Origin of the sequence: Opacimonas viscosa, from assembly GCF_024199005.1 — a bacterium.
Lineage (GTDB): Bacteria > Pseudomonadota > Gammaproteobacteria > Enterobacterales > Alteromonadaceae > Opacimonas > Opacimonas viscosa.
Genome location: NZ_JANATA010000018.1, coordinates 1 through 11,913, shown reverse-complemented (window position 1 = coordinate 11,913; position 11,913 = coordinate 1). Strand labels below are relative to the sequence as shown.

The window sequence follows — 11,913 nt, the reverse complement described above, 5'->3', positions numbered from 1 at the left end:
ATTATATTCTCTCACCTAAAAGCTGGATCATGATGGCATTTTGCGCATGCATGCGATTCTCAGCTTGTAACATTAATAATGACGCTTCTGAGTCAATCAGTGCGCCTGTAATTTCTAAATCTCTATGAGCCGGCTGGCAGTGCATCACGTATTGGGCACCACTTTGTTGCAGTAAATCATGATTGATTTGATAAGGCATAAACTTTTCTTTGATATCTGCTAGTGGGGTGTCATCACCCATCGATAGCCACGTATCAGTATACAACACATCAACATTTTCTAATGAAGAAATATCATGAGTTTCGCGAATATCTGCACCGGTGGTTTGTGCTAGATTACGTGCCAACGAGACAATTTCAGGATTTGCTTCATGGCCCTTTGGCGTCACTACAACTTGGTGTACGCCCAATAACGCACCTACAATTAATAAAGAATGTGTGACGTTATTGCCATCACCGATATACGCCATTGTTTTCCCTTTTACATCATGGAAAACTTCAGCCATCGCTAAATAATCTGCCAAAGCCTGGCAAGGATGATACAAATCACAAAGTGCGTTGATCACAGGGACTGATGCATGGGCTTGTAATTCTTCAAGGGTGCTATGAGAATAAACACGGGCGATAATCCCATCGGCCCAACAAGAAAGGTTTAAAGCCATGTCTTTAGTATCTTCACGGCCAGCTAAGTTGTTTGCCTGTGCATCAAGATAAACGAGGTGGCCACCTAATTTTTGAATACCAATATCAAAACTCACTCGTGTGCGCAACGATGGTTTTTCAAACAGCGCAACCAATGATTTACCTTGTAGAGTGTTTCGAAAATCTGAAGGTGCACGTTTGACATGTAAAGCCAAAGCCAATAACTCTTGCATTTGTGCTGGAGTGGTATCTTTAAATGTCAATAAATCCTGTTGCATGTCATCATCCTATATTCTGTATTCATTTATTTTTTGTTTGGCATAAGTTGGTTCATTTCGTATGGAGCATACCTATTTTTATAGTGTTTGCTCAGGAATAATATGAGTGCCAAACTCACTCAAGTTTTCTCCATCGATTTCTTGCATTTTAGACCAATCACCAATAATCACTCGACGTTTTAATATGTCCGCTGATTCTAAAGCAGCAGCTACTTTTACGACCATACCGTCAGTAATCACCTGAGAATCAACCAAAGCAGTAAATGTCGCTTGATCGATGGTGGCTAGTTTTTGCTTGTTCTGATCGAGTACCCCTGGGACATCTGAAAGTAACATTAAATCAGCATCTGCCAAGGTTGCTATTACCGTTGCAGCTTGGTCAGCATTGACGTTCATTAACTCACCATTTGTGTCAGCGCCAATAGAATTGATTATTGGTAGAAAACCGTTTTGGCATAACTGGTTCAGCAATAGCGGCTGTTTAGCAGATGGGATCCCGACGTTACCAACATCCAATGGATGTTTGGCACATTCCGTCATGTTGCCATCAGCCAGAGTTAAGCTAACGGGTAATAGGCCAACTCCCAGTGCAAAGCTTAGCATTTTTGTGGCGTATTGTCCGGCTAATGCTCCTGCAACATAAGGAATGTGGGCTTTTGGTGTGACTCTTAATCCTGATACTTTTTCACTCGTGAATCCTAATTTGCCCAAGAGGTCTTGGACACCTGCGCCACCACCATGAACTAAGATCACTGCACGATGTTGCAAGATTTTTTGGACACTAGCAAAAAACTCGGTTTGCCCAGAAGGAGCATCAATAAATGCTCCGCCTACCTTGATGACCAAAGGGTTCATAATTGGCCCTCTGGGACTAATCCGCTCATAATGGGTAAACCTTGGGTTAAGTTAGCACACTGAATCGCTTGTGCAGCCGCACCTTTTAGCACGTTGTCTATCGCCGTAGTGACTACAACGTAATTTTTTTGTGCACAATGCGCAAAATGGACGTCACAAAATGGCGTATGTACAACATCATCAATCTTGGGAGCCGAATCTCTCAAACGAATACACGGGGTCTCAGCATATGCTTGGGTAAAAGCTGAACGGATTTGTTCTGTGGTCGTACCCGGTTGAACTTCAACGGTGATGGTCGCTAATATACCACGCTTAAAGTTACCTAAGTGTGGTGTGAAGATGACTTCTTGGCCTAGATATGCCTCGATTTCAGGCATGTGTCGATGTTGTAATAAACCATATGCTTGAAGGCTAACCTCGCAGAAACTATTACCTAATGCGGCTTTACGACCCGCTCCACTTACTCCAGAGACCGCATTGATAATAGGTAATGTTGCAGTGAGTAAGCCGGCAGCCTTGAGTGGTTTTAGACCAGTTAAGCTCGCGGTTGGATAGCAGCCTGGCACCGCAACCAATGAGGCTTCCGCAATTTGTGCCGGATACCATTCGGCGAGTCCATAAATGGCGGCTTCGCGCCACACGTCATCGGTATGCGGAAAACCGTAATACGTTGCAAACACGTCAGCATCTTTAATTCTAAAGGCTCCAGACAAATCCAGTACTACAGCTCGTTTTCCTGCAAGCTGTTGCATCCAATCGTGAGATGCTTCGTGTGGGGTGGCCAAGAAAATAACATCATAGTCCCAGGCAAGCTGCTCTAAGATAGTATCGTTTAATGGTTGTAGAGGATCTGAATTAATCCCGATTAACCCACTATGCAAACTATTAATAGGTTTGTGCGCATCTGCAGAACGCTCAGATACATAAAGACCAGCAAGATTATAACTATCATGGAGGCTGAGATATTTGACAAGTTCAGCGCCAGTATAACCGCTAGCGCCTAAGATACAGGTTTTAATCATTGTAGAAGTCCCTGGGGATATATTTATTCAAAAAGAAAAATCCTTTTTACCTTTATCAGCAACTACAACAAACTACTGATAAAGGTAAAAAGAGCTGTATATTGGGTGTAAACTACGCACTCATCGTAGCACAAAACCCATATTACAAAGGCAGGGAGAGTGTAAAATTGTTGATAATTGATTTTGCATGCTAGCGATTCACAAAAATATATATAATCGGATTAACCATGATCAGGCGGTTAATATCTAAATCTGGTGTTAATTATACAAAAGATAAATACTTATTCAACAAAAATGTATAAATATTCATTTTATTTGCATAATACATCAGTCGGTAGTACCTCGTTTCAGCTAGACACTTGCTAAAGGCGTTTGTGTACTCACATTAAAACAAACATAACAGGCCTAACTTTACCTCAATAGATGTTATCGGCTGGACATATTTTCTTGTATACTAATCTACAAAATAAACATTATTATTACTAATGCACTTTAGTCTATACCACTATTCACCTGCCGAGTATGCGGCTTATGATCCAATGAGTCGCGTTGTTGCACAGAGGTTAATTCATGCTCTGCGCAAACATTTTGCGCTATCTACCTCACACAATATAAATGGCATTGTTCCTGTTATAGAGCACATCGGGTCAACTGCTATAGGGGTAAGTGGCAAGGGAATTATTGATATTGCAATGTATCTCAGCCCATCTACTCCTGAGTCAGCAAGAGCACAGTCCATGTGCCAATCATTAGAAAATTTGTCACATGCTGAAAAAATTGAACTACTCATGATGGCACTAACCAAGTTGAATTTTGTGTTTGAGCATGGCGCTAAGCAATTTGATATTCATCGCCCCCGTTTAGATGTCACTGTAGTATCGGAAGAGAAGTCATATAAGGTGCATTGTCATTTGCTGGTTCAAGGTAGTATAGAACAACAAAAACAACGGTATTTTCGTCAGCGTCTGTTAATGTCGCCAGTATTACGTCACCAATATGAAGAATTAAAGCAGCAGATAGTAGGCGCAGGGATTACCGAACATTTACAATATGGCCAAGCGAAAAGACATTTTGTGAAATCTATTTTAGCTGAATTAGACGAGCATCTATGGAGTCATACAACAGTCAAGGCAGTAACATGAGTATCGGATTAACGACAGAAGCTGAATTGTTAAATGGGGCAGGAGAGCTGATAGATGCTTGGTTTGCTCAACAAGTACACACCAACACGTTAACCACACCAGATGGTATTCGTTTGGCCTATGCTTGGGTAGCACCAAAACCAGATTTACCCACCATCGTGATTTCCAGCGGACGTGTTGAAAGTTATGTAAAATATAAAGAAGTGATTTTCGATTTGGTGCAGCACGGTTTTGCGGTATTTATACATGATCATCGTGGTCAAGGTTTATCTCAGAAAACGTCATATCACGCGCAGCACGGACACATTGATGATTTTGCTGAATACGTTGCTGACCTGAAGTATTTTGTCTGCGAAATAGTCCAACCATATAGTCCTCAACCACATCTACTTTGCCATTCGATGGGCGGCGCAATTGGTCTTTTGACGACGCTCAAATACCCAGCATTATTTGCCAAGATAGCTATGACTGCACCGATGTTGGGTTTGCGTGTACCAGTGCCCATGTGGCTTGCCCACACTGCGATGTGGCTAGGATTATCATGGTCAAAGCTCACTCAAAAAGCACATTACTTCTTGGGGCAAAAAGATTATACCGAAGTCGCATTTTCTGAGAACAAATTAACCCGTTCTCAAGTACGTTATCAACGCTTTAAAAATACGCAATATACATTGCCCGAAACTCAACTAGGAGGGGTGACTGTCCAGTGGGTTGCGGCCGCCAATATCGCTCTTGGTCAAATCATGCAACAGGCACCGAATTGCGTCAATCAAGTACTTTGTTTAAGTGCCGAAAGCGAACAAGTCGTTGATAACGGGCCACAAGCTGAGGTCGTTAAGTTGATCCCTGATAGTATTTATTATGTTGTCAAAGAAGCGGAACACGAAATCTTGTTTGAACAAGACCATATTCGCAATCCCGCATTATTGAGTATCATTAATTTTTTGAAAAGTTAGTAATATTAATACACATGGTGATGGTGAGCGCTTACTACATCATACTTTTGTGTAGATGGAGAAATCAATGTTAGATATTGTATTATACGAACCAGAAATTCCACCGAACACTGGTAATATTATTCGTCTTTGTGCGAATTCAGGCTTTGCTCTGCACCTGATTGAACCTCTTGGGTTTGATTGGGATGATAAGAAAGTGAGACGTGCAGGTTTGGATTATCACGAGTTTGCAAACGTAAAACGCTACCCTAATTTGCAGGCGTACTTGGATGAAAGAAACCCCAAGCGGATTTTCGCCTGCACCACCAAAGGTTCTATGTTTCACTCAAAAGCCCAATATAGTCCTGGTGATGCTTTAATTTTTGGTCCTGAAACACGAGGGTTACCGCACGAGTTCATAATGAGTTTACCCGAGTCACAAAGAGTCCGCATTCCTATGCTTCCGGATAGTAGAAGTATGAATTTGTCCAACGCGGTTTCTGTATTTGTATATGAGGCTTGGCGTCAAATGGGGTTTCCTAACGCACAATAAGGTACAGGCCCCAATTAATACACAGATGCCCTCTAAATGAAGGAACCAGATGCCATCTTAACTTAGGCATACTATTCGCTGGTTTGTTCGCGTCCTAACAATGCCAGTGCTGCTTCTTTGGCATTTTTATTTTCATATAAGACAGCGTAGATTTGCTCAGTGATGGGCATCTCTACTTGGTATTGCTGGGCCAACGCAAAAACTTCTTGGGTATTTCTATGACCTTCAACGACTTGCCCTATTTCTGCAATCGCAGCCTCAACCGCTTTACCCGCGCCTAAAGCGAGTCCAAAGCGACGATTACGGGACTGATTATCAGTACAAGTAAGTACTAAATCACCTAAGCCTGCCATACCCATAAAGGTTTCTGGTGAAGCTCCGACAGCTGTTCCTAAACGGGTCATTTCAGCTAAGCCTCGAGTAATTAGTGCAGTTCGTGCATTTGCACCAAACCCTAAGCCATCAGCCAAGCCAGCACCAATAGCAATCACGTTTTTTACAGCACCGCCGAGTTGAACCCCAGTAAAATCAGGATTAAGGTAAACTCTAAATGATTTTGCACAGTGTAATTTTGCTGCAATATCCTGGGCAAATTGTGGGTCGGTGGCGGCTAAAGAAATTGCGGTAGGTAAACCAGCAGCCATTTCTTTGGCGAATGTAGGGCCAGATAATATGCCCATGGGACGAGCTGGACCTATAATTTCAGCTGCCACGTTTTGTAGGAGTCTGCCTGTTTCTGGTTCGAGTCCTTTAGTCGCCCACACGACACGATGTTGTGCAGTTAAATAAGGTGCTATTTGAGTTAGGCAATCAGCAAAGGCATGTGAAGGTACAACGACTAATATGTCATTAGAATGTGCCATTACCGCGGCAATTTCGGTATTTAGATACAGGCTTTCAGGAAATGGATAACCAGGCAGGTAGCGCGTATTTTCTCGTGCATCTGCCATAGTTTTGAGCATCGCCGAGTTGCGACCCCATAAGTGTGTGTCTACGCCATTGCGCGCTAAACACATTGCCAAAGCGGTGCCGTAAGAACCCGCACCAAGCACACTTATGGTTGCTCTAGACATAGATTAAGCGTCAGCCTGAGGTGCTTGACCTTCTTCTTCTTTCGCTCGATTTTGCAAATAGGCTTGGAACACAGCATCAAAGTTGACCGGAGCGAGGTTTAATGGTGGGAATGTACCACGGTTAACCAAGTTTGAAATAGCTTCACGTGCATATGGGAATAGCGTGTTAGGGCAAAATGCACCTAGTAATTGTGCGCGATTGGGTTCAGGGATATCTGCACCAATAATGAAAATACCTGCTTGTTGCACTTCACATAAGAAAGCAACTTGATCTTCTATAGACGCAGTAACGGTTACCGATAAAGTCACTTCGAATACATTTTCATCCAATTTAGCTGTTTTGGTGTCTAGATCTAATTTAACTTCTGGTTTCCACTCTTTGGCAAAAATGGCAGGTGAGTTAGGAGTCTCAAAGGAGATGTCTTTGGTGTAGATGCGTTGGATATTGAATTGTGCTTGTGCTTGATCTGCACCGTTTACTGCTTGTTCAGCCATGGGAGTTCCTGTTTTAGTTGGTTACGCAAGTAATGCGTCAAGTTTATTTTGTGATTCAAGAGCAAGGAGGTCATCACAACCACCGATATGAGTATCATTGATAAAAATCTGCGGTACTGTGGTTCTACCACCAGCGCGCTCAATCATTTCTGGACGTTTGTCTGGTTGCTCTTGGATTTCAATATTCGTATATTTGACACCTTTACCGTCAAATAAAGCTAGTGCGCGTTTACAAAACGGGCAGTAGTCTTTAGTATAAAGTTCGATATTTACCATTTGGATGATTCCTTAAATTTGCTTAACGAGTCACGGGTAAGCTTGCGCCAGACCATGCATTCATGCCACCTTTCAAAACATCTGCTTTGGTAAAGCCAGCTTTATGTAATTTGGTAGCGACTTTTTTCGCACTCATGCCCATATCACATACCACTATAATGGGTTGGTCTTTGTGTTTTTCAAGTTTGACAAAGTTACCTGTGCTGATCTCTTCAGGTTTAATTTGACGAGCGCCTAAAATATGACCTTTTTTGAACTCTTCAGCTTTGCGAATATCTAGTATAACAGCGTCTTCTTTGTTGATTTTGAATGTGGTTTCAGTGGTGTCTAATTCTTTATAAGGCGCCAAAAAGCCAGCGATGAAGCTATAAATCAAAAGCACTACGAGTGCTAGCCAGATGCCAGCAAGAAAAAAATTATTAGTCGCAAACTCGATGTACTGTTCCATAAAAAACCTGTTTAGATGTAAATTTTAGACGACAAAGTATATCGAAAATGAAGCGTTTGACCAGTATTTCACGCACAAACCTAAATATTCCATGTTATCTCTTGCCATTTCCTTTATTGATGCGGGGATAAATGGTAATTTATGAGGTAAGTAATTTTGTTCAAATAAAAGATTTATTGAGGTTATATGTCAAACGCGGAACACGCCACCCACTTACCTAAAAAAACCATCGCTTTGTTAATTCTAGATGGTTGGGGCTATCGTGAAAACCCTGAAAATAATGCTATTTTAGCAGCACGCACACCTAATTTAGATGCGCTTCAAGCAAAATACCCAGCTACTTTGATATCGGGTTCAGGCTTAGATGTAGGTTTACCAGAAGGACAAATGGGCAATTCAGAAGTTGGCCATGTCAATTTAGGTGCAGGCCGAGTGGTTTACCAAGATTTTACAAAAATTACTAAGGCGATCGCTGATAACGAATTTGCTACAAACCCAGTACTTGTCACGGCTATTGATAATGCTGTTGCCGCGGGTAAAGCAGTTCACTTGATGGGGTTGTTATCGCCAGGTGGCGTTCATTCACATGAAGATCATATTTTTGCAGCGATTGAACTAGCTGCACAACGTGGTGCCAAAGACATTTATTTACACGCATTTTTAGATGGTCGTGATACTCCTCCGAGATCTGCCGAAGCGAGTTTGCAAGCGGCTGATGCTGTTTTTGCTAAAGTCGGTTGTGGTAAAACAGCTTCGGTAGTGGGGCGTTATTATGCGATGGATCGTGATAATCGCTGGGACCGAGTTGAAATTGCTTACAACTTAATGACACAAGGCAAAGGTTTGCACCAAGCTAACAGTGCAACTGAAGCTTTAGCCGCCGCATACAGTAGAGATGAAAATGATGAATTTGTCCAAGCAACCACCATCGGTGAACCGGTGAGTATGAACGCTGGTGATGCTGTCATCTTCATGAATTTCCGAGCAGATCGTGCGCGCCAAATGGCGCATACCTTTGTCGATACCAATTTTGATGGTTTTGCCCGAGGTCCAGCGCTAGATTTATCTAGTTTTGTCATGTTGACTGAGTACGAAAGTAACCTAGATATTCCATGTGCTTACCCACCTGAAGCACTAGTAAACGTGTTAGGTGAATGGTTAGAAAAGAACAACAAAACGCAGTTGCGGATCTCAGAAACTGAAAAGTTTGCTCACGTCACCTTCTTTTTTAGCGGTGGTAAAGAAGATGAATTCGATGGTGAAAAGCGGATCCTAATCCCATCTCCTGATGTGGCGACCTATGATCTTCAGCCAGAAATGAATTCTGAGCTACTCACGGATAACTTAGTGGCGGCTATAGAGTCTGGTGAGCACGATGTCATTATTTGTAATTACCCGAACGGTGACATGGTAGGGCATACAGGAAACTTTGACGCTGCGGTAAAAGCGTGTGAAGCTGTTGACCATTGTATTGGTCGTGTGGTGGATGCCTTGGCGAAAACCGGTGGAGAGTGCTTAATTACCGCCGACCATGGTAATGCAGAGCAAATGCAAGACCCAAATACGGGGCAAGCGCATACCGCGCACACATCTGAGCCGGTGCCTTTTATCTATGTTGGCCGTGACGCAAATGTTCGTTCCGATGGCACATTAAGTGATGTTTCTCCTACAATTCTACATTTGTTGGGCATGGAGCAACCGCCAGAGATGACCGGGCAACCAATTATGGTTCTGAAGTAAGATTAAGCTGATGTCGTTTTGGCGAATTTTTAGCTGGCTTGGGGCACTGTTTTTTGTGTCCCATGGCAGCGCTATGTGGCAAACACAAACTGCTGCAGAAATGGCTGCCAATGACAGTGAAGTACAAGCTATCCAATCTGCACTTGAGCAATTAGCCAAGGAAAAAAAGCAGAAAGAACAGCGTCGGTCTAAGTTATTTTTAGACCTACAGAACCAAGAAGAAGCAATCGCTCGTATCGCCAAAAAAATTAATCAACTCAATATCCAAATTCAAACCAATCGCACTGAGACAGAGCAGCTCCAGTTAGAAGCACAAAAGCTACAAGCAGCAATTAAAGATCAACAATCAGCACTTGCTGCTCAGATGAAATCCGCATATGTGTCTGGTGATAATGACCTCACAAAAATGTTGTTTAGCCAAGAACAAGCCGGTGATGTCGAACGGATGCTGACATATTACCAATATTTTTACCAACAAAGAAAAATCAATATCGACAAATTCAAAGGTTTATTTGCCGAGCTTAAACAGGTCGAAACAGCGTTACGCCAAAAACAAACAGAGCTTACGCAAATAGTAGCGAAGCAAGAATCCGAACAGATAAATTTAGAAACTCAACAAGCTTCTCGGGAACTCGCTTTACAAGCAATTGAGCGAGATATCAAAGGGGATGAAGCCAAAATTGCACAGTTAAAAGCCGATGAACAACGCTTAGTTGATGCGATCAATGCAGCACAACAAACGTCCTCTAGTCAAAAATTAGAGCTTAACGGTTTGCGCCAACAAAAAGGCCAGCTGCTAGCACCGGCGTCAGGCAAACTCAGACGCTTATTTGCTACCCGTCGGCAAGGGCAGTTAAAGTGGAAAGGGATCATCATCAATGGTGAGGCAGGTTCACCGATTCAGTCTATCCATACAGGTAAGGTATTGTATTCAGGTTGGCTTAGAGGTTTTGGGTTAGTCTTGGTACTTGATCACGGTTTAGGGTTTATGAGCGTGTATGGTCATAATCAAGCTTTATTGAAAGAGCCTGGAGAATATGTCCGACGTGGCGAAACGATTGCACTGATGGGCCAAAGCGGCGGTCAAACTCGACCCAATCTATATTTCGAGTTACGCAATAAAGGGGTTCCTGTGAACCCAACTGCTTGGTTGGACTTTTAATGCTTATTAGGTTGCTATTTATTTTTTGGGTCATCAGTATTGTGCTTTCAAATGTCACAAGTGCCGCTATAGTGAGCTCCCAAGCTGACAAGCCTAAACCAATGGTCACGATTGTTATTGATGATATTGGGTATCAAGCCCGAGATTTTGGTTTTTTAGACTTGCCTTCAGAAATTACATTTTCGATTTTACCGAATGCTCAGTTTTCCACAATTTTAGCCCAACGGGCACATGCTCAGAATCGAGATGTTATGTTGCACATGCCGATGGAATCATTAGTACATAGCTCTGAATTAGGACATGCACCATTAATGAGTAGTATGGACCGACAGCAATTAGCTAGTACCTTTCAATCCGCATTGGCTTCGGTACCATTTGCTATAGGGGTCAATAACCATATGGGAAGTAAATTTACTCAATTATCAGGACCGTTACAAGGTGTCATGGATTTACTCGAAGATACGGGTATGTTCTTTTTGGACAGTCGCACTACGCCCTTTAGTAAAGCTTATGAAATCGCTAAGTCTTCTAATATTTCAGCGATACGCCGAGATATTTTTTTAGACCATGAAAATACGCCAGAATTTATGCAAACCCAACTTATCCGCTTGATAAATAAAGCCAAACAGCGCGGTAAAGCCCTAGCGATAGCACATCCTCATAAAAACACATTGGCTTTTTTACAAGAGATACGCCCCACTTTGCATGCCGCGGGTGTCGAACTCGTCGATATTCAAACGTACCAAAATACAAAGAATTAAAAGCAACAATAACAACAACGGCTTGCACTTAAAATTAAGCTAGGTATTATTTGACTATGCAAAGATACTCATTATTTACTATAACAATAATTGTCTTAAGCCTGTTATTTGGTCAGGTACGCTTTGTTATGACTGAAACATTAGTATCTACCCAACCGTGCACAATGGAAAATATGTCTTATGAGCATCTCACACACGATGCCTTGTTGACAGACAGCGATGCAGCTATGCAGTGCTGTGAATCGCCCAGCGTTCTGCATCAGTGTTGCGATAACGGTTGTCAGTGCAGCGGTGTCTCGCATATGCCAATCCTCGCTTTGGTGTTCTCATCCACACTGCTTGAACTTGCTGGTAATATGCAGATAATGACCTCGTTTTTTCACACACCACAATCCTTCTGGGACAATTTTAAACGCCCTCCGAAACCTTGGCTTTCTTAATTACATTTTTATTTTTTTAAGAAAAAAGCCTGACATATGAAGTGACCCCCGAAAGTTAGACAAAACCTTCGGGGGTTTTTTATGTACAAATC

Annotated in this window: 13 protein-coding genes; 6 read left to right on the top strand and 7 right to left on the bottom strand. The window is 42.3% G+C overall.

The genetic code is table 11. The annotated features are described in order from the left end of the window. Position 1: 1 nt before the first annotated feature. From NLF92_RS09885 to argC, 3 genes are all read right to left on the bottom strand, one after another. Entirely contained in the window at positions 2-919 is a 918-nt protein-coding gene (locus NLF92_RS09885) for an ornithine carbamoyltransferase (protein WP_254101365.1), read from the bottom strand. 78 nt (positions 920-997) lie between these two features. Then, positions 998-1,774 carry an acetylglutamate kinase gene (argB, locus tag NLF92_RS09880; protein WP_254101363.1) on the bottom strand — a complete coding sequence of 259 codons (777 nt, stop codon included), beginning with the start codon at positions 1,772-1,774 and terminating at the stop codon, positions 998-1,000. Further along, positions 1,771-2,796, bottom strand: coding sequence for an N-acetyl-gamma-glutamyl-phosphate reductase (gene argC / locus NLF92_RS09875; RefSeq protein WP_254101361.1), 1,026 nt, complete (start codon positions 2,794-2,796; stop codon positions 1,771-1,773). The genes argB and argC overlap by 4 nt, the downstream gene beginning before the upstream one ends. 485 nt (positions 2,797-3,281) lie before the next feature. On the opposite strand from argC, the gene NLF92_RS09870 reads away from it, so the two are divergent. The 3 genes from NLF92_RS09870 (at position 3,282) to trmL (ending at position 5,426) form a co-directional block, all read left to right on the top strand. Beyond that, entirely contained in the window at positions 3,282-3,938 is a 657-nt protein-coding gene (locus NLF92_RS09870; protein ID WP_254101359.1) for a GrpB family protein, read from the top strand. After that, positions 3,935-4,894: an alpha/beta fold hydrolase gene (locus NLF92_RS09865; protein ID WP_254101357.1), complete on the top strand. Its 960-nt coding sequence runs from the start codon at positions 3,935-3,937 to the stop codon at positions 4,892-4,894. The genes NLF92_RS09870 and NLF92_RS09865 overlap by 4 nt, the downstream gene beginning before the upstream one ends. 67 nt (positions 4,895-4,961) lie before the next feature. After that, positions 4,962-5,426 (top strand): tRNA (uridine(34)/cytosine(34)/5-carboxymethylaminomethyluridine(34)-2'-O)-methyltransferase TrmL, encoded by a 465-nt coding sequence (gene trmL / locus NLF92_RS09860; RefSeq protein WP_254101355.1) that lies wholly within the window; start codon positions 4,962-4,964, stop codon positions 5,424-5,426. 71 nt (positions 5,427-5,497) lie between these two features. Here the strand turns inward: trmL and gpsA are convergent, their stop codons facing one another. The 4 genes from gpsA to NLF92_RS09840 are packed head-to-tail and all read right to left on the bottom strand — an operon-like array spanning position 5,498 to position 7,718. Further along, the gene (gpsA, locus tag NLF92_RS09855) at positions 5,498-6,499 is read right to left on the bottom strand and encodes an NAD(P)H-dependent glycerol-3-phosphate dehydrogenase (RefSeq protein ID WP_254101353.1); all 1,002 of its coding nucleotides are present in this window, start codon (positions 6,497-6,499) and stop codon (positions 5,498-5,500) included. Between the two features lie 3 nt (positions 6,500-6,502). Beyond that, positions 6,503-6,994 carry a protein-export chaperone SecB gene (secB, locus tag NLF92_RS09850; protein WP_254101351.1) on the bottom strand — a complete coding sequence of 164 codons (492 nt, stop codon included), beginning with the start codon at positions 6,992-6,994 and terminating at the stop codon, positions 6,503-6,505. A 21-nt stretch (positions 6,995-7,015) separates the two neighbouring features. Next, positions 7,016-7,270 (bottom strand): glutaredoxin 3, encoded by a 255-nt coding sequence (gene grxC / locus NLF92_RS09845; RefSeq protein ID WP_254101349.1) that lies wholly within the window; start codon positions 7,268-7,270, stop codon positions 7,016-7,018. Between the two features lie 22 nt (positions 7,271-7,292). Continuing rightward, complete coding sequence (locus NLF92_RS09840) at positions 7,293-7,718, bottom strand: rhodanese-like domain-containing protein (protein ID WP_254101347.1); 426 nt, start codon at positions 7,716-7,718, stop codon at positions 7,293-7,295. 186 nt (positions 7,719-7,904) lie between these two features. Here NLF92_RS09840 and gpmI point away from each other — a divergent pair, with 186 nt between their 5' ends. The 3 genes from gpmI to NLF92_RS09825 all read left to right on the top strand — a co-directional run bounded on the left by gpmI (position 7,905) and on the right by NLF92_RS09825 (position 11,381). Next, positions 7,905-9,458 (top strand): 2,3-bisphosphoglycerate-independent phosphoglycerate mutase, encoded by a 1,554-nt coding sequence (gpmI, locus tag NLF92_RS09835; protein ID WP_254101345.1) that lies wholly within the window; start codon positions 7,905-7,907, stop codon positions 9,456-9,458. Between the two features lie 73 nt (positions 9,459-9,531). Beyond that, on the top strand, positions 9,532-10,620 hold the full coding sequence (locus NLF92_RS09830) for a murein hydrolase activator EnvC family protein (protein WP_254101343.1): 1,089 nt from the start codon (positions 9,532-9,534) through the stop codon (positions 10,618-10,620). Further along, a complete protein-coding gene (locus NLF92_RS09825) occupies positions 10,620-11,381 on the top strand; it encodes a divergent polysaccharide deacetylase family protein (RefSeq protein ID WP_254101341.1) in 762 nt (253 codons plus the stop codon). The genes NLF92_RS09830 and NLF92_RS09825 overlap by 1 nt, the downstream gene beginning before the upstream one ends. The last annotated feature ends 532 nt before the right edge of the window (positions 11,382-11,913 follow it).